Genomic DNA, 25,945 nt, shown 5'->3' with positions numbered 1-25,945 from the left:
CATGACTACTGAACTTCTTGGTATCATCCTGATCTTTTTGGTGAGCCTGGGATTGGCCTGGCCCCTGGGAAAATACATCAACCGGGTATTCACAGACCAGCCTACATTTCTTGACTTCCTCCATTCTCTGGAGGAAAAACTACTGCGCTTCGCAGGAGTCAATCCTTCCTACACCATGGATTGGAAGCAAAATGCCAAGGCCCTGTTGGGCCTCAACTTGGTTTTTTTCCTTTTTGCATTTCTATTTCTTCTGATTCAAGGCAGCCATCCCTTTTGGAATCCGGTACAACTGGGAAACTGGGAGCCCACCTTAGCCTTCAATACCGCGGTCAGTTTTGTCACCAACACCAATCTCCAGCATTATTCGGGAGAAACCGGCGCATCCTATTTCACCCAGTTGATCGTATTCTGCTGGCTGCAATTCGTAAGTGCAGGAACCGGGATCGCGGCCTGTGCCCTGATTTTTCAGGGATTGAAAAATGACAAGAGTAGCCAGTTAGGCAATTTCTATAAGTTGTTTCTGAAAAGCTGCACCCGGATTCTGTTACCATTAGCCATCGTTGTGAGCGGGATTTTGATCTGGGGGGGTACGCCAGTCACCTTTGAAGGTCTTCAGGAAGTGACTACACTGGAGGGGGAAAAAGTCCAAGTAGCAACAGGTCCTGTGGCACCGATGGTGGCCATCAAGCAGCTGGGGACCAATGGAGGGGGCTTCTTTGGACCTAACTCCACCCACCCCTTTGAAAACCCCAACTACCTGACCAATGTAGTAGAAAACATTTCCATCCTATTAATCCCTATGGCCCTGGTTTTTTCCTTTGGATTCTTCCTCCAACGGAAAAAGCTGGCTTTGCTTTTCATGGGCGTGATGACTTTTCTCTTTTTAGCTTTTGTGAGCATTTCGGTAGTCGAAGAATACAAAGGGAATCCCCTGTTGACAGAATTAGGCTTGGCCCCGTCACCCAACTTGGAGGGCAAAGAACTACGATTTGGTTCAATGGCATCCTCCTTTTGGGGGATTTCGACGACCTCCACCTCCAATGGTTCGGTCAATAGTATGCATGACAGTCACAGCCCGCTGTCGGGCGGTATCTTCCTGCTGGATATGATGATCAATGCGATTTATGGAGGTGTAGGAGTGGGCTTTATCAACTTCTTCGTTTATGTAATTGTCGCGGTTTTTATTGCTGGACAAATGATCGGACGAACACCGGATTTTCTGGGGAAAAAAATCGAAGCTTCAGAGATCAAAATTGCGTCCTTGGTAATTCTACTGCATCCATTCCTGATTTTGGCAGGGACTGCTTTAGCCTCCTATTCCCTTTCACTGGATCCGGATTTGGGGTGGTTGAAAAACCCCAGCTACCATGGCTTTTCGGAGATTCTATATGAAAATACTTCCGCAGCCTCAAACAATGGATCTGGTTTCGAGGGGTTGGGAGACAATACTCCATTTTGGAATCTGCTCACAGGAATAATCATGCTCTTGGGAAGGTTTTTTCCGATCATCGGTCCACTGGCACTGGTAGGATCGCTTTCTTTCAAAAAATCTATCCCCCAGTCCTCCGGCTCCCTTAAACCGGAAAGTCTGGCCTTCGGGGTTGTCCTCCTTGCAGTGATCCTGATCGTGACTGCACTTGCCTTTTTCCCCGCGCTGGCTCTGGGACCTCTTGCTGATTATTTCTCCATCTGATTATCCTAGCTATGACTACTACTTCTGTTAATAAAACTATAAACCTGGAAGGCGTAAGATTTGCGCTTTTCCAATCCTTGGTAAAACTGAATCCAAAGCTATTAATCAAAAATCCGGTGATGTTCATGGTTGCTTTGGGCACCCAGGTCATGATCTTGGTGACGGTGATATCGCTGTTTCAAAGTTCAGAATCGCTTGGGACACCCGGATATAATTTTGTCATTACGCTGATTCTTTTTATCACGGTAATCTTTGGAAATTTTGCTGAAGCAATTGCCGAAGCCAAAGGAAAAGCCCAAGCTGACTCACTTCGCAAAACCCGACAGGATACCCAGGCACGCAGAGTCTTATCATCGGGAGGTATCGAATTAATATCCTCGGCTGAGCTTAGAAAAGGTGATGTATTTGTAGTAGAAGCAGGAGAAACCATCCCCGCAGATGGAGAAATAATCGAAGGATTGGCGTCTGTCGATGAATCTGCCATCACCGGGGAATCTGCTCCCGTCATCCGTGAAGCTGAGACAGATCATAACTCGGTCATCGGGGGGACCAAAGTTCTTTCTGATCAGATCAAGGTGAAAGTAGTCGCCGAACCCGGAGAAAGCTTCCTTGACAAAATGATCAAGCTGGTCGAAGGGGCCAACCGTCAGAAAACACCCAATGAAATCGCCCTGACCATCTTACTTGCCAGCTTTACGCTGGTATTTCTGATAGTGACTGTTACGCTGAAGTCTTTTGGGGATCTGGTAGATTCCCCAATTACGATTGCAGCTTTGATTTCTTTATTTGTGTGTCTGATCCCGACGACTATAGGGGGATTGCTTTCTGCAATTGGAATAGCAGGGATGGATCGGGCACTGAAGGCAAACCTTATCGCCAAGTCTGGCAAGGCAGTGGAGACTGCAGGAGATATCGACGTCCTGCTGCTGGACAAGACCGGCACCATCACGATCGGCAACCGAAAGGCAACCAATTTTTATCCTTTGCATGAGGCAGACCGTGAAAAACTCAACCGATATGCCGCCATCAGCTCCATCGGTGATCCAACCCCCGAGGGAAAATCCATCCTGGAACTTGCCAAAAGCTTTGGCGTGACGGTTCAGGACCGCGAATTGGAAAATTCCCTGCTTATCAAATTCAGCGCTGAAACAAGAATCAGCGGAATAGATCTGCCTGATGGCACCAAAATCAGAAAGGGATCTTGGGACTCCATTTGCTTCTGGTCTACCAACAAGGAAGATCTCAAATACCTCGAACAAAAAGTGAAAGAAATCGCAGCAAACGGCGGAACACCGCTTGCTCTGGCTGTGGACAAAAAAGCCATCGGGGTGATCCAGCTGGAGGATATCATCAAGCCGGGGATTCACGAGCGCTTTGACAGATTGCGCAAAATGGGTGTCAGAACCGTGATGGTCACAGGAGACAATCCCTTGACAGCAGCTTTTATTGCAAACAAGGCAGGAGTGGATGATTTCATCGCAGAAGCCAAGCCTGAGGATAAACTGAACTACATCAAAAAAGAGCAAGCCGAAGGGAAACTTGTGGCGATGATGGGTGACGGGACCAATGATGCCCCGGCATTGGCACAGGCAGATCTTGGCGTGGCCATGAACAGCGGAACCCAAGCCGCCAAAGAAGCCGCAAATATGGTTGACTTGGACAGCGACCCGACCAAACTGCTGGAAGTCATTGAGATCGGAAAGCAATTGCTAATCACACGGGGTAATGTCACTACTTTCTCCATTGCCAATGATGTGGCGAAGTATTTTGCCATAGTCCCAGCGCTGTTTGCAGCCTCTATTCCGGGACTCAATGCCCTCAATATCATGAACCTGAGCAGCCCAGACTCGGCGATCTTATCGGCGGTGATCTTCAATGCGATCATCATTCCCTTATTGATTCCATTGGCACTTGGTGGAGTCAAATACCGACCCGTTGGTGCATCTGAATTACTCGCCAAAAATCTCCTGATCTATGGAGTTGGGGGTATCCTGGTCCCTTTTCTGGGGATCAAACTCATCGACTTACTCATCAGCGGACTGATTTAATTCTCACATTATTTAACTCTTACCATGAATTCCATCCGAACTTATTTGATCCTTACGCTTGTCTCCCTGGTTTTCTTCGGATTGATTTATCCTTTGTCCATCTGGGGAATTGGAAGATTGATGCCTGACAAAGCCAACGGTAATCCAATTTACCATGATGATCAGTTGGTTGGCTTTGCCCAAGTAGGACAAGCATTCTCCTCTGCCAACTACTTCTGGGGAAGGCCATCTGCGGTAAATTATGATGCCTCTGCTACCGGTGGGAGCAATTACGGAACTACAAACCCGGACCAAATCCGACAAGTTAAAGAACGAATAACTGCATTACTGAAGGCTAATCCGGGGGTATCGGTACGGGATATCCCAGGGGAACTAGTGACGGCATCGGGATCCGGACTTGATCCTCACATTTCTGTGGCAGCAGCTAGAATTCAGATCAGAAGAGTGGCCTCAGCAAGGAATCTGGAGCCCAAGCTTCTCGAAGAACTAGTCGATGATCATACCCTACAACCCCTCGCCGGGATTTTCGGACCGGGCGATCTGGTCAATGTCCTTGCATTAAACCTTGCTCTGGATCAGCTAACCTTAACAAACTAATCGATTTCTGGCACATTTCAGAATTCATTCTGTCAGTGGAAAAACGAAAAGATTAAAACTGCTGAATGCCTGATTCGATCAAAAATTAGGGATCGATTTGAATTAATAATCGAAGAACTGAATCCCATAATTAGTGGAAAAAGTTACTATAACCCAATTTCAAGGCGTTGACGCAAAGTGCTAATCAACTAGAAAACGGTCAGTTTTTTACTGATCTTTTCAATTCTGCAAGACCCTTCATATTATGAGCGAACAAGAGGAAAATTTCTTTCTTTCCCAGATATTCAAACGGAAAAAAGGCAGACTAAAGGTCTATGTGGGTATGATTGCCGGAGTAGGCAAAAGCTACCGGATGCTTCAGGAAGCACAAGAGCTACTTCAAGCAGGCGTAGAAGTCAAAATCGGACTGATTGAAACCCACCAGCGCGCTGAGACGGAGGCCTTGGTGAAAGGGCTTCCTTTGATCCCCCGTAAAAAGACTTTTTACAAGGGGAAAAATCTGGAGGAAATGGACCTTGAAACCATTCTAAGGATCCGACCGGAAGTGGTGATTGTGGACGAACTTGCCCACTCCAATATTCCGGGATCAAAAAATCAAAAACGATGGCAAGATGTGATGGAATTGCTCGAAGCAGGAATCAATGTAATCACAGCCTTCAATGTCCAGCACCTGGAAAGTCTCAACGACATCGTAGAAAAACTCACCAAAGTCAAAATTCAGGAGTGTATTCCTGACAAAATTCTTTCCTATGCCGACGAAGTAGTCAACATTGATTTGCCATCGGACGACTTGATCAAGCGTCTAAAAGAAGGCAAAATCTACTCAGGTGAAAAAATCGGAAAGGCTCTTGAAAATTTTTTCAAACCCGAAACCATCCTGCAATTGAGGGATTTGGCGTTGCGGCAGGTCGCGATGCAGGTAGAGAAAAAAATTGATCTACAATCCCTAGCTGCCCATTCGGCTGCACGGGAGATATTTTTGGCTTGCATCAGCAGTAATTATGAAGGCGGAAAAAAAATCATCCGAAAGACCTCCAGGCTGGCAGAGCGATACCATGGCAAATGGGCAGTAATCTATGTGCAAAGCAGGAAGGAAAATCCCGATCGAATCAATCTCGCCCAACAACGGAAACTGCTACAAAACCTAAAATGGGCAACAGAATTGGGCGCTAAAATCTACCGACGGCAAGGAGACGACATCCCTGAGGAAATCTGCCAGATAGCAGACCAGATAAAAGCCACTAATATTGTGATCGGCAAGCCTTCTTTTGGCTTGATTAGAATGATCTTAGGAAAAAATTACCTCGACGGGCTTTTGAAAAAAATTGAGGGAAAAGAAATTGATCTAATTATTGTATTCTGATCTACCCATGAAAATCAAAGCAAAACTTTATCTCTCTCAATTTTTCCTACTTGGGATAATAATAATCATCGCCGGTATCGGGGTGTTTTATCTGAACTTGGTTAAAGAGTATAATGACAATGTCCTGAAGGACAACTACCGGTCGATGGATTACATGCGGACAATTAACCAACAAATTGATCAGCTTCAGGAGAGGCATGTACGGGAGGTGTTGACCAGGGAAGAATTTGAAAAAAAATCAGCAGAGATCACTGCGCTGCTAAATTCTCAAAAAGCAAATATCACCGAACAGGGCGAAAAAGCCCTTACCGAAAACCTCATAGGTCTAGTAAATGAGTATCTGGAGCAAATTTCTTTGGGGCTTTCCTCCCAAAAAACAGGTGATCAGGAACTTTGGATTTTAAACAGTAAAATAAAAACCCTCACCGATTCGATTTTCCTGCTCAACGAAGAATCCATTTTTTCCAAAAGTGATATTGCCAAAACCAAATCGGAGCAGATTGTCACCTACATGATCATAATCGGGGTTTCGGGAATAGCCTTCGGGATGTTGTTTTTCTTACGCTTGCCGAATTACATCGTCAATCCCATAAAACTTTTCACCAAATCCATCAAGGAAATATCTGCCGGAAACTATGCCGTAGAAATTCCCTTTGAGGAAGAAGATGAATTGGGTGGGCTGGCAAAATCCATCCGAAAAATGGTCCTCAAACTTAAAGAATACGAGAAGTCCAACTTCTCAAAACTGATCCGGGAACAAAAAAGACTGGCGATGATCGTCAATCAAATGAACGAAGCGATCCTGGTGACCGATGAGAACAAAACCATTATCCTCTGCAATGATCTCCTCCTGGACCTGATCCACATGGAGCGAAGTCAAGTGGAAGGCCGACACATTCAGGAAATCGCCCGGGTAAACAACCTGATGGAAACCATCACAGAGGACCTCTTTGTTCCTGTTCAGGAATGGGAAGAAAACCAGGCCTCCCCAATCCGAATCTTAAAAGGAAATAAAGAACGGATTTACAAAAAGGAGGTCATGAAAATCTCCGGATTTGATGAATCAGAAAACTCAAAAAAACTGATGGGACATTTGGTGATTTTGACAGACATCACCGAGTTTTCTGAAAAAGATCAAGCAAAACTGAAGTTCATGTCCACGCTTTCTCATGAATTAAAGACTCCTCTAGCCGCTATACAGCTAAGCACCAATCTGCTGGAAAACACCAAATTTGGGAGCCTAACTTCAGACCAAACTGATCTGATCCACACCATCAAATCCAATCAGGAGCGTATCAAACGAATGGTCAATGAGGTCATGGACATGGCTCAAATAGATCAGGGCTATATCAATATCCAAACGGAGACGTTTTCGGTAGTTGATTCAATTTCCGATTCACTTCAGGGATTGGAGTTGTTCCTAAAGGAAAAAAACCTCCAACTCAATAGTCAATTTCCGGACAACCTTCCCCAAATCTCGGGTGACTATCACAAAGTTGTCTGGATATTCAATAACCTGATCAGCAATGCAATCAGACATAGCCCCTCCAATTCTCAGATTACCATCAGAGCATTTCAGGAATCAAACCGGATCAAAGTAGAAGTCACGGATCTTGGGCCTGGAATTTCCTTACAAAATCAAGAGCGTATCTTTGAACACTTTGTAAAGTTGGATCAATCCTCCGAAAATGGAACCGGTCTGGGACTGGCGATTTCCAAAGAATTTATGGAAGCAATGGGCGGATCGATCGGGGTCAATTCATCAGTAGGAAAAGGATCTACTTTCTGGGTAAAGTTTCGACAAATTTGATCCGCTTTTAAGTCGAAAAAAATGGATTTGGCCGTTATCCTGTAATTTTCCATGAGGGAGGAAAAAGTTTGATGTCAAAAAATTCCTCCCTAAAATCTCCTGGAGTTGTACAGTACAGAGCTTAATCACCAGAATTCATTCAATTCGTAATCCGACCAAATTTTGGGGGCTAGTCATACCAAGCCCGTTTTTTTTCAGTTCATTTGGAAATTACCGGCATTTGCAGACCAAAGTTGGCTCACTCCACCGCTTCCACTCCAGGAGACCAAGTTAAAAGTATTGATCCCCGCGGAAGTTCCCTGAATCACATATGCGGCAACGGCGGTATTGCCATAACTCCAGGTTAACGGTTTTTTGGAAACACAAACTTCAGGAGCTCCCGCATTTCCTTTTAGAAAATAGGCTTTACCGGCTCCAAACACTTTTGATGTGCCATTGCTTTCCACCAATACCGCGGTGGCTTCGTCCACTCCAATACCTTTGACTACGGTTGATCCAAGCTCAAAATCCTTGACCAGTCTGGCCATGAAAGTAAAATGCCTTCCCTGTCGGGTTCTTTCACCATAGTGGGAGTCGGTAATGACATTCTGCATGTAGTTAACAGACAAAAAATCCCCGCCTCCGAGTCCCTGCATGTCTAAATAATAAGGATTGGCAAGGGCTTTGGCTGAAGTGGCCGAACCGGCAGTTGCGCCGTAATAGTGACTTCCAAGTACTGCCAAGCCCGCACTGGTTCCTCCTATTGGAACATTTCGGATATTGACCGCATTGTTGATTGCAGCTTCCAGCTTAGTGTCCTTCCAGTAGTTTATGTAGTTTCCTTGGTCTCCGCCGGCAATGAAAATAGCCTCGGCATTGTTTACCAGGGTCAAAGTAATGGGGTCTTCTGCCATGGCACGGGAAGAAATAACCAAGGTTTCCACCGAATTGACCCCCCCAATCGTGGAGTAGATGTAAGGATTATACCCATCCGCTCCGGAAGCCCGGAGCACAACAAAATCCCCTCCTCCTGATTTTGAAACCAAAAACTTAAACGCTTCCAACTCGGCCGGAGTATCAGATTCCGCGCCGCCAATGAGTGCAATTCCAAAACTTGTCGGGGTGGTTATATTTGCCTCATCACCTGTCCTGTATACAAGAGGGGCCGTAGTACCACCCCCGCCAGGCTTGGTTCTTCCCGCAGCTTTTATACTTGAAGACACCAGATTAAGGTCCGTCTGAAGATATTCCTGTGAGCAAGACAAGGAAATTATGCCGAGCAAAAGTGCCAAAATTGATTTTTTCATAAGCTGAAATGATAAAGTTGAATCTAAAATTAAACCTTCTTCCCTTGACAGTTGGAGTTGAAAACGCCAAGCAAATCCAGTCAGGAAGGATGATCACCTATGGCCTCTGTTCCTCTGAGTTTAACCACCCTACTGCAAGCTTATAGCCCAAAGTCAGAACTATCGCCCCGGTAAACAGCCCGATAAATCCTGAGAAAAGAAAACCTCCAATCGCTCCCAAAAAGACCACCAACATGGGAACAGATGCCCCTTTTCCCAGAAAAATCGGTTTAAGGACATTATCCAACAAGCCCACGACAACCATCCAAACTGTCAAAATGATCGCTGTGAGGTTATCAGCAGTACTCCAGATGTATATGATCACCCCTATGGAAATGGGTAATATTCCGATCTGAACGATGGATAGAATCAGGGCAAGAATAATCCACAAGCCGGCAAATGGCACCCCGGCTATGAGCAAGCCCACTCCAACCAGTGTGGCCTGAATAGCCGCTACTCCTAAGATTCCCTTTACCACATTCTGGATGGTTTGCTTGGCAATGCCGGCCATTTTTTCACCTTCTTTTCCTGCCAGTTTTACGAAAAGCTTTTTCATAAAATCACTTTCCTCCTTCTCATAGGCCAGCATGACTCCACTGACGATGATGGAAATCATCAGGAGTAATATGCCTTTAGCGGTGTTTTTAAGCAAGTCAACTAGTTTGATCAAAACCGGCTTGAGCTGATCCTGATGCTCTTTTAAGGTGGCTGACAAGTTGGAGGAAGCTTCAGCCCAAAAGGTAAAAAGCCGTTCACCAATCAAGGGCCAAGATTTTACTCTTTCATTTGGGGAAGGGATTTCCAAATCATGGTCCCGAAGACTTTGCGCGAGTTCCTTTATTTCCCCTGCGCCTTGCAACATGAAAAAGATGGCTGGTGCGATCAAAATCAGTAAAGCCAATAACGTGATGAATGTGGCCGAAAGACTGTTTTTCCAGTGAAATTTCCCGGTTAGTTTTTCATGAATTGGGGAAAAGGAAGAGGCAAAAACCGCCGCCCAAATAATGGGAATAATAAAAGGCTCCAAAATATTAAAACACCAAACCAACAGAATGGCCAAGGCCAAAAGCTGCATAGCGTAGTGAATGACTGGACTGGGGGATGAAGAATAGGGTGATTCAGGAAGAGGTGATTTCATAGTGCTGGTGATTGGAAGGATAAAATTTACAGCATTTCAAATTCAAAACTTCCGATCACAGGTATGATAAAAATCATATCCTCTAAGTGAAAAAAACAACCCCAAAGCCTTTTAGGCCAAAAAATAATAGAGTCTAAGTGAAGTCAAATTTTCATGGGCCAAGTGCTTTCCCACTATCCAAAAAAAAGCCTCGAGGAGATTTCCACGAGGCCCATTTTGTCATTTAAAGTCAATCAGTTACAGGCAATTTTACCCACCCGGTTTTGATGTCTGCCGCCTTCAAAATCGGTGGTCAGGAAAATCTGAGAAAGCTTCTCGGCGAGTTCATAGGAAATGAATCGGGCAGGAAGTGCGAGGACATTTGCGTTGTTGTGCTGACGGGCCAGTGCAGCAAGGTCCTCGTTCCAGCAAAGTGCTGCGCGAATTCCCTGATGTTTGTTTGCCGTGATGGCTACCCCATTTCCACTCCCGCAAATCACAATACCCAATTCAAAATCCCCCTTTTCAATAGCAGAACTCAAGGGATGCACATAATCAGGATAATCTACAGAGTCAGATGAAAACGGACCAAAATCCTTTACCTCATAGCCAAGGCTTTTGAGCTTCTCGATCAGTTTGCTTTTATATTCATACCCGGCATGATCTCCACCGATTGCGATTTTCTTAGCCATAGTGATAAGAATTAGTCGTTATTTTCTGATCCGCTTAGTTTTTCTTCCTCTGCTCTTTTGAGGGCCTTTTTCTTCTCCAATCGCTTGGCAATGACAATTCCCACCTCATAGAGAACCAAAATCGGCATGGCAATCAAAAGTTGACTCACCACATCCGGAGGAGTAATAATTGCCGAAACAATCAAAATCACAACGATAGAATGCCTTCTGTATTCCTTCAGCATTCGGGAAGTAACCAATCCAGACATCGAAAGGAAGTAAACCACCACAGGAAGCTGGAACATAATTGCCGAAGCCAATACCAGCATCGTCAAAGTAGTCACATAGGAGGTGACGTCAAACTCATTCAGGATCGTAGGATCCAGCTGGTAATTTGCGAGGAAATTGATCGATAATGGAGAAAGGACATAATAGCCAAATGCAGCACCAGACAAGAACAAAAAGCTTACAAATACCACAGCACCGCGTGCAGCATTTTTCTCTTTATCGTACAGTCCCGGACTGATAAATCTCCAAATCTCCCAGAACACGTATGGAAAAGCAACAATGAATCCCACCACGATACTGGAAGTCATGTGCATGGTAAATTGGCCGGTCATCTGCCTACTTTGAATCGTAAACGGGAGTTCATTGATACAAAGCGCGGAAATTCCCAGGTAATTTCCGAGATCACATAGCACTCTGTAAGTGATAAAATCCACTTTAGAAGGACCAAGAATGATCATTCCAAACACGATATCTTTTGCCAGAAAGGCGATTACGGTGAGAATTAGGATGGCAGCAACAGATCGGAGCAAATGGTAGCGCAAGGCCTCCAAATGATCCAAAAATGACATTCCTTCTTCTTCCTCTTGATGTTGATCTAGGGCCACTTTTGGAAATCAATATTTAGTAAAGGGGAAATTGAATCATCCAGGAATTGACTTCTACCTTGATTTTGGCAAGTTCAGCTTCATCTGAATGGTTTTGCAATGCTCGGTCAATGAGTCCAACGATCTTTTTCATATCGTCTTCCTTCAGACCTCGAGTCGTCACAGCAGCAGTACCCACTCGCATACCTGAAGTCACAAAAGGTGACTTGGTGTCGAATGGAACCATGTTTTTGTTAATTGTGATGTCTACTTTGCCAAGGGTCTCTTCGGCTAGCTTTCCGGTCAGGTCTTTGTTTCTCAGGTCGATCAGCATCAGGTGATTGTCAGTTCCACCAGAAATAATCTGGTACCCACGATTTACGAACTCATCTGCCATTATGGATGCATTCCTTTTCACCTGAATTACATAATGCATGTATTCATCTGAAAGCGCTTCCTCAAAAGCTATAGCCTTTGCAGCAATGATATGCTCCAATGGACCTCCCTGAGTTCCTGGGAATACTCCCATGTCCAACAAAGCAGACATCTTTCTAACTTCTCCTTTTGGAGTAGTCAAGCCCCATGGATTATCGAAGTCCTCTCTCATAAGTATCAATCCACCTCGTGGACCTCTTAAGGTCTTATGGGTAGTCGTGGTTACAATGTGGCAATGCTCCAATGGATCATTCAATAATCCTCTTGCAATCAAGCCTGATGGATGCGAAATATCAGCAAGTAACAAGGCGCCCACTTCATCAGCAATCTCCCGAAGTCTCTCGTAATCCCAATCTCTGGAATAGGCAGAGGCACCGCAAATAATCATTTTTGGCTTTACAGCCAGCGCTTTTTCTTCAACCTTATCGTAATCGATCACACCGGTTGCTTCTTCTACACCATAGAAATTCGCCTGATAAAGCTTTCCGGAGAAGTTTACCGGAGAACCGTGAGTAAGGTGACCGCCGTGAGACAAGTCAAACCCCAAAATAGCATCTCCTGGCTTCAAACATGCCAGCATTACTGCAGCATTAGCCTGGGCTCCGGAGTGAGGCTGGACGTTTGCCCATGTTGCGCCGAAAAGTTTCTTGGCCCGGTCGATCGCGATTTGTTCGATTTCATCCACCACTTCGCAACCTCCATAGTAGCGCTTGCCGGGAAGGCCTTCCGCATATTTGTTGGTCAGGACGCTACCGGCAGCCTCCATTACTTGTTTGCTGGTGAAGTTTTCGGAGGCAATCAGTTCGATGCCTCTTTTCTGTCTGTCTTCTTCTCTTGAGATGAGGTCAAAAACAAGCGAATCTCTTTTCATAATCAGGGGTTTGAAAGCAAGGTATGAAAGCCGGAAGCGATCCGGTCGTTTGTTAAACGAGCCCAAAAATAGCCCTAAAGTCCCTATAATCCAATGTGAAAAAAGAGTTGAAAAGCAGTAAGGAGATAAAGTTTCCTGCCTGATTCTGACTGAATAATCAAATCTTGACCTACCAGTGGAAAAAGCCCCTGTTTTAAGGTTAGAAATATCTATTTACCTAGGGAAAGTCGGAGAATTTGGAAAACTGACCAAAAGACGTCCGATTAAGTGTAAACCCTTAATCACACTTCGTAATTTAGAAGCATGTTTGATTTCAAATTCAGACCGGAAACTTATTTTCAAGGCGAAACGAATTCTGTTTTGCTTGTTCGACTGCACTTTCCTGAAAGTACCTGGGGCGAGCAAATCAGCATTTACGCACACCTTCTCGAAGGCAAAATCCAGTTTGAGGTGGTCGATTTCTATGGAAATGACTATGTCCTTTATCCGGGAAGCAGTTGGGATCCTTTGACCTTGGAGGATTTAATTTATTTGATCGAAGGAATGCAAGTCAATCAGGATTTTCAGGAGGGAAATATGCCCTTGGTACTGGATGGAATCCCGGAGGCTGAAAGTGACTTTTACCCGGAGTTAAAAGAATTTTTTATTGAAAAGCGAAAAGGATTTGGCTTGACTTAAAAATCGAACAGCCCTTGCCTCTGATCTGAAACTTGTCTGGATCGATACCAAAACTCATACATATCGAAATCAAGGCAATCACTAAGCTCAATTCCCTGAAAGAAAATCTTTTTGAGGCAATTTACAGGTAAAAAAGTCCGTAGCGATCGGGCTTGCTCTGCAGTTAATTGGGAGAGCTGAACCCATTTTTTGCCCTCAATAAAAATCGGTATAAGTTTATTCATCTTGATTATCCTTTCACGGCATAAAAGTAGCCTGATATTCAGGGTGATACAATCCGTCAGAATTAATTTTATGTTAATTAAAAATAAGTTTTAACATATTCGGGAATGACAGGAGTAATCATCGCCATAAGCTGTCTTTTTCTGGGACTTTTTCTCCAAAAAGCACCTGGGTTCCCAACTATCAAGGCTGCACGCTGGGTACAGGCCTACCTGATCAACGTGGTGCTTCCTGCCTTGGCTTTGCTTTACATTCCAGCGATCAAACCCTCCTGGGGCCTTCTAATTCCAATTTCTTCTGCCTGGTTTACATTCTTACTTTCCTGGCTGATTTTCGGATTTCTTGGAAAAAAGCTCAATTGGGGGAAAAATACCACTGGCTGTCTGATCATCGTGTCGGGATTAGCCAATACTTCATTTTTGGGATTTCCCGTGATTGAGGGCTTGTACGGAAGGGAAGGTTTGCCTACTGCTTTGCTCATTGATCAGGGTGGATCCTTTTTGATAGTTTCATCCCTTTCGATTTTAGTCGGTTCACTTTATGGAAATCACAGTGAAAGCCTTTCCAATGTTCCGCTCAAAATCATCAAATTTCCTCCATTTGGATTTTTGGTGGGAACCTTGATCATGAGTCTGCTGAATGTTCCAACTCCGGAGGTGCTTATTCCAATTCTTCAATTGATTGGAAAAACCATGCCGCCGATGGCTTTACTGGCTATCGGGTTGAAATTTTCGGTGGATTTGGATTCGCTTGCCTCGAGATTTTTTTGGTATGGATTGGGCTATCGATTGATCTTAGCACCTGCCTTGGTTTGGATGATTTACAGAAATTTCCTTCCTGCAGATTCCTTGGACTTGAAAGTCACTGTACTTGAAAGCGGAATGGCACCGATGATCACTGGGTCAATTGTAGCCATGCAATTCGGACTTCACCCCAGGCTTGCTACCCTGCTTTCTGGGCTTGGAATGCCGATTTCCGCTGCAAGTTTGTTGCTTTGGTATTACCTGTTGGGCTAATTATTTCCAGAATTCATCCAGCACAGCAAGAAACTCCGCGTGGATGTTTCCATTGCTTGCCACGATTTTTCTTCCGAAAACATAATCTGAGCCGCCCGAAAAATCAGTCACTGTACCTCCTGCTTCCAACACGATTATTGCTCCGGCAGCCACATCATAGGAATTGAGATTGTATTCAAAAAATCCTTCGGTCCTGCCAGCAGCGACATAACACAGATCCACAGCTGCAGAACCCAATCTTCTCAGTCCATGGGTCTTTTGCATGAGTGATTTCATCGAGTTCAGATACCGGTCGATCAACTCAAAATTGTAATAAGGAAAGCCCGTAGCAATCAAAGATGCGGACAAGTCAGGAGCGCCACTCACTTTGATTTTGGTGTCGTTACAAAAAGCGCCGCCACCTTTCATGGCGTAAAAACATTCGTGCCGATTGATTTCATAGACAACTCCAAGCACAACTTCATTCTTTTCAATCAGAGCGATGCTTACAGAAAAATTTGGAATCCCGTGAATAAAATTGGTGGTACCATCCAGTGGATCAATTACCCAATTATAGAGTTCTGCTTGAGTATTGTTGGTTCCTTCTTCAGTAATAAAACCAGCTTCAGGCAGGATTTCAGAAAGTTTTTCGACGATTTGACGTTCCGCCTCTTTGTCCACATAGGATACCAGATCATTAAACCCTTTATGCTCAACTTTTTCGACGTCAAAATGCTGTCTTTCCTTTCGGATAAAGGCTCCGACTTCTTTTGCTATGTTTTGAGTTTGTTCTAAAAGTCTACTGAGTTGATCTTGGGTAAGCATGAATTGGTTACGGGTTAATGATTATTGGCTATTTAAAAAAGGTGTTTTTTTTGAATTTAGAAGTACGAAGGAAATGGTCGATAAGGACTTATTCAGAAGTGTTCCACTTTTCTTTTTTTGCAGCTTGCTTCTCCTCGCGGGTTTCCAACTTCTCCGGCTTTCCTGCCACCACTAGGACTATTTCGCCTTTAAGAGGGTTAGTTTGATAGTATTCGATTAGTTCGGAAAGTTGGCCCCGTACATTCTCTTCATGAAGTTTGGTCAATTCACGGGATACGCAGGCTTGGCGATCCGGACCAAACGCTTCCGCCAATTGCTCCAAGGTCTTGATTAGCCGATGAGGAGATTCATAGAAAATGATCGTACGGGTTTCTTCAATCAAGGCATCTATGCGGGTTTTTCTCCCTTTTTTGTGAGGCAAGAACCCCTCGAAAACAAAGCGGTCATTGGGAAGTCCACTATTGACCAATGCTGGAACAAATGCAGTCGGTCCGGGGAGACACTGAACCTCCAATCCGGCAGCCAACACTTCTCTGACAAGTAAAAATCCCGGGTCAGAGATAGCAGGAGTACCGGCATCGCTGACCAAGGCGAATACTTCTCCTTTCTTCATTCGCCCCACCAGTTTTTCCACCGCCTTGTGTTCATTGAAAATATGGTAACTCTGGAGCGGTCTGGAAATTTCCAAATGCTTCAAAAGCATTCCGGTAGTTCGGGTGTCTTCGGCAAGTATGGCATCAACTGACTTTAAAACCTCCAGGGCACGAAGGGTAATGTCTTTAAGATTTCCGATGGGAGTAGGAACCAAGAAAAGGCTGATGGGAGTCTCACTCATGCCAGAATTTGATCGATTGCTTTGGCCAATTTACGATCTTTTTCGGTGACCACATTGCCGGCATCGTGAGTTGTCAGTTCAATTTCCACTCGATTGTAAACATTGGACCAGTTTGGATGGTGATTATGAGCCTCCGCCAAAAAAGCTACCCGAGTCATGAACGCAAAGGCCTCCTGAAAATCAGAAAAATTAAAGGTCTTCTTCAATCTGTTGTTTTCTTCAATCCACATGATATGGGTAGTTTAAAGTGCTATAACGCCTTCGATAACTGAGGCTTGCTCGTAAATTTCAATGATCTCATCAGAACTTTCCATCATGACTTGGATGGTGGTACTCACGTACTTTCCTCCGGAACTTGGCTTCAGGCTCATTTCGTTTTTCGGAAACAATGCTCCTACTTCATTTTCCCGTCCCATGGGAACAATGAATTTGAACATGTAAAGCATCGGAAACTGACCCACGGATTCGAGCTTTTCCTTGAATGCAGCTTTATCAAACTTCTTTTGCATCCTCAAATTTACTTCTTTCTTTTTAGAGATTAAATCAAACAAAAAAACCCATGCCTTTCGACATGGGTTCCTTTTGGATACTTATTCTTTAGAAATATTTATATCTGTAATCTTTTACTTTAGCCAAGTCCTGAAGAGCCATCATGATTTGATAGGCCATTCTTTGGGAGGCTGCTTGACTAAGCTGAGCTTGATAGGAAGTATAATCTCCGATTTCGGCTGCCGGAGTTAGGTTATTCAATTTTCCAACCAACACACCGATGTCTTCCTGAATTGGTTTGGTCATTTGACCTGATGACTTTAGACCAAAGATGGATCCGATTGCTTTTGGAGCAAATCCAACACCCGGGATTACAGAAGTACTTAATCTCAAATCAGGAAGTGAGTTGATGGAAGCATCCGCAAAAACTGCCTTCATCTCTTCCAAAGTTGCCTTTCCGGCTAATTTTTCAGTGATCATGGCGGCTTTCTTATCATTGCGAACCAACTGCTCCACTTGCTCTCTTACGTCTTCAAGTTTTGCTTCGCCTTCTTCTTTTCTGCTCACCAAAGTAGCTACAACATAAGAGTTGTCAAGTTCATAAACCGGAGAAACTTCACCTGGTGCACCTTCACCAAAAGCCCAAATAATCACTTCTCTGGCGTTCTGAAGATTGTTGAGATTTCTTGAAGTCGCATCAACATTATTGGCCTGAAGAATTCTATATCCTTTATCGGTAGCATTCTCAGTAAACTCATTTCTGTTACCGCTTTCAGCTGCAAACGAATCAGCATTTCTAAAAGCTTCATTTCGGGTAGCATCTGAGGCTACCAATTCAAGTTCCAAAGTAGCAAGCTTGGTGTAATTTGAGCTTGGCAATGCAGTCACTTCGATGATGTGATAGCCGTATTCTGTCTCTACTAGATTTGGTAGCAATCCGGTGGAAGAGGCAGCAAAAGATGCAGCAGCAAAAGGCTCCACAAAGTCTTCTTTGGCAAACCAACCCAAATCACCGCCATTTTGAGCAGTCCCATCCTGGCCGTATTGACTGGCAGCCTGAGCAAAATTCCCATTGGCTTTGATATCGGCTAAAACCTGTTCTGCCTGAGTTTTTACAGCGGCTTTACCAGCTTCGTCCATTCCTTCAGTGCTGAACAAAATGTGGGAAGCTCTCATTCTAGGTGCTCCTTCGTATTGGTCGGTAACTTTATAGGAAACATAGCTGGAATTTGCTGTCACGAATGGACCGTAAGTCTGGCCTTCTACCAATTCCGACACGTTTGTGGTCAAGCTTGCTGGAAGCTCGTCCCCCGGTCTGTAGGAATTAAAAGGAAATTGAGTTTCTGAGTTCTGGCTTACAAAAGCTGAATCATTGGTAGCTGTTCTTAGTCCCTCTGTCAATTCTTTGATTCTTGAAATGACGTCAGATGAATCTTGGCCGCTAGGCAAAATGCTGAAGGAAACGTATTCTAAATTTGCAGTATTACCAACTTGGAACTTCTCCTGATTTTTGCTCAGATAGGCAGTTAGTTCACTTTCTTCGATTTTTACATCTCCGTCAGGAATCACGTAGTAAGGAACAAAAAGGATGGAAGCATCTGCAATGGTATTGGCAGACTTGTGTTCAAGTTTGGCTTCTGCTGTAGTAGCATATTCCGACGTTGCCAGGATATTGTCATATTTCACCCGGTTTCTGGATTGGGCAAACAATTTTTCCTGTTGAGCCCAAGCAGCCTGCTGCGCTGGGTCGGCAGTTTCCAAAGACTGTAAGAAAGAAATCAGCTGATCTTTGTCAAATTGACCGGTCTGAGGGTTGGTCAATTGAGCGCGAAGCTCGGGAACAATATTTTTCCCCTGAACCATGTCCACCAATTCCTCGCTGGATACAGTCAATCCGAGTTTTTCATATTCTTCGTCAAACACTCGCTCCACGATCAACGCCTGCCAAGCCTGTTCTCTGACAGAAACCATCTCCGGCTCTGCAGGAACCCGTCCGGTTCGTTGTTGAAAAGAAGCCTTGAATTCTTCCACTTTGAGGGAATATTCTTCGAGCGTGATTTCCTCACCCGCAATTTCACCTACGATATTCTGATTGGAATTCAGTAGAGAGGAGTTTGGACTCAGCAGGTCCCCGCCGAGAAGGAATAGAATCAACCCGCCGGCGATAACACCGATTGCGAGACCTGTTCTCTGTCTTATTTGCTTAATTAACGCCATTATTGATACTACGCTTTTTAGAAGTGTCGCAAAATAATAGCATTGGGGGCGAAATTCAAAATTTCCCCAAGAACAAAGTCAGACCTTGAAAATGTCTGATTCGTTGATTTTCAGTCGCACAGTCTCAATCCGGTGTGCTTGTTTGGTCATTACGGTGAAGGTATACTTGCCATATGTAACCGTGTCACCCTTATTTGGAAGATTTTCGGTGAGCGACAAAATCAAACCCGAAAGGGTCTCAAAGTCTCCGTAAGGCAGATCCCAACCGTATTTATCGTTGAGATAGTCAATTTCATGACGTGCACTGAGCAGGTATTCGTGCTCTTCGATCTTTTGTTCAATCAAATCGTCTTTGTCGTATTCGTCGTCGATTTCTCCGAAGATTTCCTCAATAATATCTTCCATCGAAACAATTCCACTGGTACCACCAAACTCATCGACAATCAATGCAAGGCTTTTTCTTTCCTGAATAAATTGGATCAGAAGCTCATTGGCAAGTGCAGACTCCGGAGCAATTACTATTGGTGTAAGAATTTCCTCAATCGTCTTTGGCTTTCGGAAAAGCTCCAACTGATGACAGTATCCAATTACCTCGTCGATGGTGTCGCGATAGACAATCACTTTGGAATGACCACTCTCTTCAAAAACTTTTTTGAGTTCAGAAATCGAATCTTCCACTTCCACTGCTACAATGTCGGTACGGGGAATCATGCACTCCCGCACCCGAACAGTCTTAAATTCAATAGCATTGTCGAAAATCTTTGAATCAATCTCCACTTTCCCGCTGGCATTAGATTGTCCAAAATGCTCCTTGATAAACGAATTGAGGTCAGTGACGGTAAATGCTGGCTTTTCCTCGTTGTATTCTAACCTCAAAATATGAGTGATAAAAAATCTGGACATCCCTACAATTAACCAGACGATGGGATACATCACAAAATAGATTGCAAAAAATGGAAGCACGAAAAGATTCAGCATCCTATTCGGATTGATCATAAAAAAACTCTTGGGAAGAAACTCGCCGGTAATTAGGACTATAATAGTCGACAAAACAGTCTGTGTGACGAGGATTACCGCTTCATTGTTAAGGGATTCAGGGAGCAAATTTCGCAAAGGCGCGTCGAGCAAGTAGGCCATGAAAGTACCATAGAGCACCAGCATAATCGTATTTCCGATTAGCGTAGTGCCAATAAATTGTCCGGGCTTTTGCAAGAATTTGCTCAACAGTCTGCCACTCAACAGCCCTTGTTTATTCTGAAGTTCTATCTGGAGTTTGTTGGACGAGATATACGCAATTTCAAACCCGGAGAAAAACGCTGAAAAAATCAGGGTTATAATTACGTAAAAGAGATAGTCGTTTTCCATTCCTAGTTTTTCTTCTTGTTTTTTGGCTTTTGCTCGGGCACTTTTTCGTGAACTCGTGCCTTGTTCCGACGAAGTTGAAACCAAAATAACAAGCCTACCGCAAACATAAAAATGAAGTAAGATCCACCCATACCGGTGGACCAGCTTTGATGGATTCCTATGACTATCAGAGCCAAAGCAAGCGAAAGAATTAAGGAGTCTGCTAATTTCATGTGTTAATAATTAGTTTCCATTGGCCGCTAATCTGTTCCTATCTGGGTTCAGAACGTCTTGCATAACGCCTCGATAACTGGTAGGGCATCCCTCCTCGGTGACGTCTTCATTATGTTAGATTTCATATTCCTTCGCCGGGTAAGATAGTCCGGCTATCTCTAACTTTTTTCAATTTATAGGTTGAAAAACTATCATCAGCCTCCATGCCTGTACCATTGAAAAGTGTCTGCCGCTCCTGAATGGTCACGAATTTTTCTGTGTAAATTTTCTTTTCAGCCTGATTCCAAAAGATTTCTTCCGTCTGAAGGCGCTGATCTTTAATTAGGTTTTGGATCTGCACATTTCCTTCCCCTCGATAAAGGTTGGCTTCTTTGTTAAAAAAACCTCGGTCTGCTCTCATTGTGGTTTCAAGAAGACCTTCTACCGTAAAAAACTTGATCTCGATCCCTTCCGGAAATTCAAGATTTCCATTTTGAAATTCCAGTTGCCGCGGTGCTGTAATTTCTGATCGAACGATGGCAGAATCACTGTGAACCAGGAAAATATTGGTGGCGGCATTTACCGGTCCATCATATACTTTGAGCTCCTCAGGGTCTACACTTTCTCTGCAGGAGGAAAAAATGCAGAGGGAAATAATGGAAATGAAGAAAATGCGAAACATGATCACGGTCCAAAGATAACGTAATAGTCCTATATCTGGAGAACGAAAAAAGGCAGTCCTGGGACTGCCTTTTCAATATGGATAATGGAAATTAATCTCTTGTAGCCAAAGTTACAGTTTCACCCACCCAGCAACCTGTGCTGATGGAAGATCCTGCAGTAAGACCTTCAGTGAACAATTCTTCCTTGGATGGGAATCTTGATCTTGCGCTTCCCATTCCTTTGGAGTCACCGGCACGCTGATAGGCATTGTATGCGGCAATGAATACAGAGTAATCTTTTGCACGGCTTTCACCACCTCTACAATCATTGAAGGCAGACATATACAAGTCACCGATCAACCCATAGGCAGAAGCAGTCAACTCACCATCCAATGCAGCAGCTTCTCTAGCAAGTGTTCTTGCCTGAGCTTTTCTTCCAGCCTGAGCATTTACTTTTGCCAATTCAAGACTGATTTCAGCTTTTTGCTTATCGTTTTCTGCCAAAGTCATAGCTTTCTCCAATACAGGCAAAGCTTTTTCAAATTCACCGGCAGCCATGTATCTCATTGCTCTTACCTGAGAGGTGGAGAATGTAGGATTCTTAGAGTCGATCAGTTCCAATGCAGCCAAGAACGAATTGGAGGAATAACACTTATACTGCACAGAATATTTGAAAATCTGATTTGCGAGTTCTTCGTTGGTAGGATCTGCAGCTAGCTTTGGACCCATGGTATTTTCGATAAAATCACAATCGATCAGTTCCATGTTCACCAGCAAAGTTTCCACGGTAGATCTAGAGTTGGTTACATCTTTTCCTTCAGCAGCAGACTTATCCAAAAGGGCGTTAGCTTTTTCAAAGATTGCCAACACTTGCTCGCCAGTATAAGCCTTGTTCTGTACGTAGTTTCTGTAAACCAAGTCAAAATAGGCTTGTACCAATTGATGGTTGATGTTACCGTTTAGTTCGATGGCTTTTTCAAAGTCTGCGATTACTCCAGCAAGCTTTGTTTTGTCAGCTCTGTAAAACTGATATCCGAAGTAGGCTTTGTTTTCCATCCACTTGTTTGGATTGTTGTAGAGCTCACCTCTTTTTTCATAAATCATCATGACGCTGTCCTGATATACACGCTTCTGGGCGGCATCTGCGGTTTTGTCAGCAGCACCTTTGTACACGTTTACACCATTGATGTAAATGGATTCGTTAAGACTGGGAACATTCACCAAAAGCCAGTTCAACGGCTTGGTGGCCTCCACAAACTGCTCCGACTTCATGTAATCCACGTAAGCGGCATTCAATTCTCTTGCTCTCGCTTCCTGAGCTGGATCTGTTGGCCAGTTCCAGCCATCCTGTGCCTGAACTAACCCTGCCAGCAAGAAGGCTCCCAGTCCAAGTAATGTAGATTTGATTTTCATATTCGATTAGGTTTTATCCGGCTTTGGTTTGATTCTGTATTTAGTAATGCAAGTTTCGGGCCTGCATAGATAGCAGTTTTCTTAAAATATGTTATTCGTATACTCTCTTATAGAACCAACTATTGTCATTCAAGGAGAATCCTAAGGTGAAACTCACATAATTCTCTTTGATCAGACCATTGTCAAGCGATCCTCTTCTTCCAGCTTTTAATGCAAAGTTGACCAAAGACAGTTGGTTGACCGGGATAGAAGCGCCCAGTGAAAGACCAATATCGTTTATACTGGTTTGATTGATGAAGTAGGGAGTTTCCATCCATTCCACACCGACTCTGTATGTTCCTCTTTTGGCCAAATTGTCAAAAGACAAATAATCCGGTACAATTTGGAATCCCAATGACACCTTTTTTACCGCCTGAAGGGAAAGAGGATCACCAAAGAAGTTCCTGAAATCTGCAAAATCCTGGTATTGACCTTCCAAACCGACCGCAAATTTATTCATTTTCTCATAGGTCAATCCAAATCCATAACGATTTGGGATGTAAATACTTCCCGCTTCATCATTGGCGATTAGGTCTCCATCCGAATCGGGGTTGCTAGCTTGGCCAATCGCCCCCAACTTTGCAAATCCAGTTCCATTAACCTCGCCTAATTTCTGATAAATGGCGCCTAGATGGATATTACTTTTTTCAGAAGCCTTCAACATGTAGTGAATTCCAGCCTTGAAACCCACGTCAGAAACGGTCAATCGCTCGTAATATTCGGATGGATTGCCGACCTCAACGTTTTTTGGATCATAAACTATAAGCTGATTGGATCGGATTGTCGATCCGAAAAGGTAGGATCCGTGAAAACCAATACTCAGATTTTTGGCAAGCAAATAACCAAAGTTCACGTATGCCTCAGAGATACCCCCGTCACCACGGAGGAAATTTCTTGCTTTCAGATCTGAATTGTTGACATCGCTTTCTACTCTCAGGCGGTAGTTCACACTGGTAATCTGACCCAATCCCATTCCTGAAGTAAACTTTCCGGACTTGATCGGAAAAGAAAGAGCCAAGTAAGAAAGCCCTCCTCCGTCTACTAATGAGCTTTCGGTGCCATTGTCAACATTGATCCGCTTGTAATTGAGCGCCGCCTGGAAATTAAAAATGGTGTTTCGCGTGGTCAATGCAGGGTTGACGTTGTTAGCCTGCCATCCGGTACCATAGCTGATGCCCTGACCGCCCATTCCTTGATTTTGAGTTAGGCCTGAGTAGTTAAATTCCCCAACACCAAGGGCACTGTAGGTAGAGGAGCTGGTCTGGGCGTTGACCTCCGCAAATAAGAAAAGGGTGCAAAGCACACCCAAAGATTTCAACCAGTATTTACTCGACATTGTGGTTTAGAATACAATTCAATCCATGCAGGACCAAATTTGGGACTACAAATATGTGGTCTTTTGCCAATGAATCAAAAGATTGAGAATCACCGCCGCAGATATAGACCTTTATTTCAGGAAATTTAATGTGATAAGCCTCCATTTGGCCAATCAATTCATACTCGACTCCGTACCAAATTCCTGACTGAATACAAGAAATGGTGGAGTCACCGGTAGGGGTTTCGGGTTTTTCACCTAATTCCACCAAGGGTAGTCGCGCGGTAAACTTGTTCATCGCCTTTGCCCGCATATGCAATCCCGGGCTGATCGCTCCTCCCCGGTAGACTCCCAAATCATCCACCAACTCGTAGGTAATACAACTGCCCAGATCAATCGCCAGAACGGGACCTTTTCCCGCCAGTTGCCACGCTCCAATGGCTGCAGCAATTCGGTCCAAGCCCAATGTTTTGGGAGTACTGTATCCATTCAGGATTGGCAGAACCGAATTATGGGTCAGAAAATGGAAAGAAAACGGCAGGACAGATTTTAGTTCTTCCTGGGTCAGACTCACCGAGCTCACCAGACAATGTTCAAACTCCATCTCCTTCCAAAAACCAAGCCCGGAGGCCAAGGTATCAAAACTGTGATCCCCCAAGAGTGTCTGCCCCTCAAAAAGAGCGGACTTGATCCGGGTATTCCCAATGTCGATGACGAGATTCCTCATGGCCTTGCAAATTAGACATTATTAAAAAAGGGACTTTTGAAGTCTTAAATTTATCTTTGATCCATTAAGCCACTTAACAATCTTTAACCCATGAGCCAGGAAAAATACACGTTGATTGGACTGATGTCCGGTACCTCGGGAGACGGACTTGACTTGGCCTATGTCCATTTTGAACTGCATCAGGAATGGAACTTTGATATCATCCATTCTCAAACCTGTGCTTTTCCGCCCGATCTTGGGAAAAAACTTTCTTCATCCCATCTCCTTTCAGGACTGGAATTAGCGCAACTGGACGTGGATTTTGGAAAATGGATGGGACTCCAGGTAAACCATTTTTGTAAAGAATTTCAAATCAAACCCATGGCAGTGGCTTCTCATGGGCATACCGTTTTTCACCAGCCCAAAAATGGACTTTCTCTGCAAATAGGGAATGGATGGGCGCTTCATCAGGCTTCTGGAGAGCGGGTGATCAATGATTTCCGAATGCTGGATGTCCAGCTGGGAGGTCAGGGGGCACCGTTGGTTCCCATTGGAGATCGACTTCTTTTTCCAAAGGTGGATTTTTGCATCAACCTGGGCGGGATTTCAAATATTTCCATGGAAAAAGCGGGTAAACGAATCGCATTTGACAGCAGTCCATTCAATCTTTTGCTCAATGGCGAAGCCAATAATCTTGGTAAACCTTATGATGCAGAAGGGAAAATAGCCCGATCCGGTGAAGTCAATCTGACACTTTTTGAAAAGCTCAATCAGCTTCCATTTTACACCCAGTTTTCAGCAAAATCTCTAGGCAGAGAAGACATGGAGCGGGATTTTATCCCATTGATTAGAGAATCCGGACTCAATCCGGCAGATGTCTTGAGTACATTGGTCGAGCATTTTGCCTTTCAAATCGCTTCAGTTATTAAAACCTACTCCCAAAAATCAAAACCATTGGTATTGATCACCGGAGGTGGGGCTTACAACACTTATTATATCGAGCGACTGGATCACTATTTGGATAAAAATTGGGAGCAATACCAAGCCAGTCCTGAACTCATTGAGTTCAAAGAGGCCTTAATCTTTGCGTTTTTGGGAGTATTGAGACTTCGGGGAGAGAACAATTGCCTTGCCTCAGTCACAGGCGCTTCACGTGACAATTGCGGGGGTGTGATTTACGGCTGAAGGTT

General features: G+C 44.1%; 24 protein-coding genes. 8 read left to right on the top strand and 16 right to left on the bottom strand.

The genetic code is table 11. The annotated features are described in order from the left end of the window. Nucleotide 1: 1 nt before the first annotated feature. From kdpA to D0X99_RS01780, 5 genes are all read left to right on the top strand, one after another. Nucleotides 2-1,693: a potassium-transporting ATPase subunit KdpA gene (kdpA, locus tag D0X99_RS01800; protein ID WP_119475926.1), complete on the top strand. Its 1,692-nt coding sequence runs from the start codon at nt 2-4 to the stop codon at nt 1,691-1,693. Between the two features lie 11 nt (nt 1,694-1,704). Further along, nucleotides 1,705-3,741: a potassium-transporting ATPase subunit KdpB gene (gene kdpB / locus D0X99_RS01795; protein ID WP_119475925.1), complete on the top strand. Its 2,037-nt coding sequence runs from the start codon at nt 1,705-1,707 to the stop codon at nt 3,739-3,741. A 24-nt stretch (nt 3,742-3,765) separates the two neighbouring features. Beyond that, on the top strand, nt 3,766-4,338 hold the full coding sequence (gene kdpC / locus D0X99_RS01790) for a potassium-transporting ATPase subunit KdpC (RefSeq protein ID WP_119475924.1): 573 nt from the start codon (nt 3,766-3,768) through the stop codon (nt 4,336-4,338). A 244-nt stretch (nt 4,339-4,582) separates the two neighbouring features. Beyond that, nucleotides 4,583-5,701 (top strand): sensor protein KdpD, encoded by a 1,119-nt coding sequence (locus D0X99_RS01785; RefSeq protein WP_119475923.1) that lies wholly within the window; start codon nt 4,583-4,585, stop codon nt 5,699-5,701. 7 nt (nt 5,702-5,708) lie between these two features. Continuing rightward, entirely contained in the window at nt 5,709-7,511 is a 1,803-nt protein-coding gene (locus D0X99_RS01780; RefSeq protein ID WP_147392174.1) for a sensor histidine kinase, read from the top strand. Nucleotides 7,512-7,705: 194 nt separating this feature from the next. Here D0X99_RS01780 and D0X99_RS01775 read toward each other — a convergent pair whose 3' ends face one another. The 5 genes from D0X99_RS01775 to D0X99_RS01755 form a co-directional block, all read right to left on the bottom strand. Further along, nucleotides 7,706-8,797: a cyanophycinase gene (locus D0X99_RS01775; protein WP_119475921.1), complete on the bottom strand. Its 1,092-nt coding sequence runs from the start codon at nt 8,795-8,797 to the stop codon at nt 7,706-7,708. Between the two features lie 97 nt (nt 8,798-8,894). Next, nucleotides 8,895-9,974, bottom strand: a complete 1,080-nt coding sequence (locus D0X99_RS01770) for an AI-2E family transporter (protein WP_119475920.1) — start codon at nt 9,972-9,974, stop codon at nt 8,895-8,897. A 233-nt stretch (nt 9,975-10,207) separates the two neighbouring features. Then, nucleotides 10,208-10,645, bottom strand: coding sequence for a ribose 5-phosphate isomerase B (rpiB, locus tag D0X99_RS01765; protein ID WP_119475919.1), 438 nt, complete (start codon nt 10,643-10,645; stop codon nt 10,208-10,210). Nucleotides 10,646-10,656: 11 nt separating this feature from the next. Then, nucleotides 10,657-11,517, bottom strand: coding sequence for a twin-arginine translocase subunit TatC (tatC, locus tag D0X99_RS01760; protein ID WP_119475918.1), 861 nt, complete (start codon nt 11,515-11,517; stop codon nt 10,657-10,659). Between the two features lie 16 nt (nt 11,518-11,533). After that, on the bottom strand, nt 11,534-12,802 hold the full coding sequence (locus D0X99_RS01755; RefSeq protein ID WP_119475917.1) for a serine hydroxymethyltransferase: 1,269 nt from the start codon (nt 12,800-12,802) through the stop codon (nt 11,534-11,536). A gap of 303 nt (nt 12,803-13,105) precedes the next feature. Between D0X99_RS01755 and D0X99_RS01750 the strand changes: the two genes are divergently transcribed. After that, nucleotides 13,106-13,480: a UDP-glucuronosyltransferase gene (locus tag D0X99_RS01750; RefSeq protein ID WP_119475916.1), complete on the top strand. Its 375-nt coding sequence runs from the start codon at nt 13,106-13,108 to the stop codon at nt 13,478-13,480. 329 nt (nt 13,481-13,809) lie between these two features. Further along, nucleotides 13,810-14,718, top strand: a complete 909-nt coding sequence (locus D0X99_RS01740; protein WP_119475914.1) for an AEC family transporter — start codon at nt 13,810-13,812, stop codon at nt 14,716-14,718. Here D0X99_RS01740 and D0X99_RS01735 read toward each other — a convergent pair whose 3' ends face one another. The 11 genes from D0X99_RS01735 to D0X99_RS01685 form a co-directional block, all read right to left on the bottom strand. Further along, nucleotides 14,719-15,522 carry an inositol monophosphatase family protein gene (locus D0X99_RS01735; RefSeq protein ID WP_119475913.1) on the bottom strand — a complete coding sequence of 268 codons (804 nt, stop codon included), beginning with the start codon at nt 15,520-15,522 and terminating at the stop codon, nt 14,719-14,721. It abuts the gene before it with no gap. A gap of 88 nt (nt 15,523-15,610) precedes the next feature. Beyond that, nucleotides 15,611-16,357 (bottom strand): 16S rRNA (cytidine(1402)-2'-O)-methyltransferase, encoded by a 747-nt coding sequence (gene rsmI, locus D0X99_RS01730; protein WP_119475912.1) that lies wholly within the window; start codon nt 16,355-16,357, stop codon nt 15,611-15,613. After that, nucleotides 16,354-16,587: a 4a-hydroxytetrahydrobiopterin dehydratase gene (locus D0X99_RS01725; RefSeq protein WP_119475911.1), complete on the bottom strand. Its 234-nt coding sequence runs from the start codon at nt 16,585-16,587 to the stop codon at nt 16,354-16,356. The genes rsmI and D0X99_RS01725 overlap by 4 nt, the downstream gene beginning before the upstream one ends. Nucleotides 16,588-16,599: 12 nt before the next feature. Further along, the gene (locus D0X99_RS01720) at nt 16,600-16,866 is read right to left on the bottom strand and encodes a DUF493 domain-containing protein (protein ID WP_119475910.1); all 267 of its coding nucleotides are present in this window, start codon (nt 16,864-16,866) and stop codon (nt 16,600-16,602) included. Nucleotides 16,867-16,954: 88 nt separating this feature from the next. Further along, entirely contained in the window at nt 16,955-19,063 is a 2,109-nt protein-coding gene (locus D0X99_RS01715; RefSeq protein ID WP_119475909.1) for a peptidylprolyl isomerase, read from the bottom strand. A 78-nt stretch (nt 19,064-19,141) separates the two neighbouring features. Continuing rightward, entirely contained in the window at nt 19,142-20,428 is a 1,287-nt protein-coding gene (locus D0X99_RS01710) for a hemolysin family protein (RefSeq protein WP_119475908.1), read from the bottom strand. Between the two features lie 2 nt (nt 20,429-20,430). Beyond that, nucleotides 20,431-20,640 (bottom strand): hypothetical protein, encoded by a 210-nt coding sequence (locus D0X99_RS01705; protein WP_119475907.1) that lies wholly within the window; start codon nt 20,638-20,640, stop codon nt 20,431-20,433. Between the two features lie 122 nt (nt 20,641-20,762). Continuing rightward, nucleotides 20,763-21,302, bottom strand: a complete 540-nt coding sequence (gene lptC / locus D0X99_RS01700) for an LPS export ABC transporter periplasmic protein LptC (RefSeq protein ID WP_119475906.1) — start codon at nt 21,300-21,302, stop codon at nt 20,763-20,765. A gap of 91 nt (nt 21,303-21,393) precedes the next feature. Continuing rightward, complete coding sequence (locus D0X99_RS01695) at nt 21,394-22,695, bottom strand: tetratricopeptide repeat protein (RefSeq protein ID WP_119475905.1); 1,302 nt, start codon at nt 22,693-22,695, stop codon at nt 21,394-21,396. Between the two features lie 91 nt (nt 22,696-22,786). Further along, entirely contained in the window at nt 22,787-24,070 is a 1,284-nt protein-coding gene (locus tag D0X99_RS01690) for a hypothetical protein (RefSeq protein WP_119475904.1), read from the bottom strand. Beyond that, on the bottom strand, nt 24,060-24,776 hold the full coding sequence (locus D0X99_RS01685; RefSeq protein WP_119475903.1) for a type III pantothenate kinase: 717 nt from the start codon (nt 24,774-24,776) through the stop codon (nt 24,060-24,062). Before D0X99_RS01685 ends, D0X99_RS01690 begins: the two co-directional genes overlap by 11 nt. 90 nt (nt 24,777-24,866) lie before the next feature. On the opposite strand from D0X99_RS01685, the gene D0X99_RS01680 reads away from it, so the two are divergent. Next, nucleotides 24,867-25,940, top strand: a complete 1,074-nt coding sequence (locus D0X99_RS01680; RefSeq protein WP_119475902.1) for an anhydro-N-acetylmuramic acid kinase — start codon at nt 24,867-24,869, stop codon at nt 25,938-25,940. Nucleotides 25,941-25,945 lie beyond the last annotated feature (5 nt).

Source organism: Algoriphagus lacus, from assembly GCF_003583985.1.
In the GTDB taxonomy this organism is placed as follows: Bacteria; Bacteroidota; Bacteroidia; order Cytophagales; family Cyclobacteriaceae; genus Algoriphagus; species Algoriphagus lacus.
Note: the sequence above shows the minus strand (reverse complement) of the source record. Positions and strands in the feature narration are given on the sequence as shown.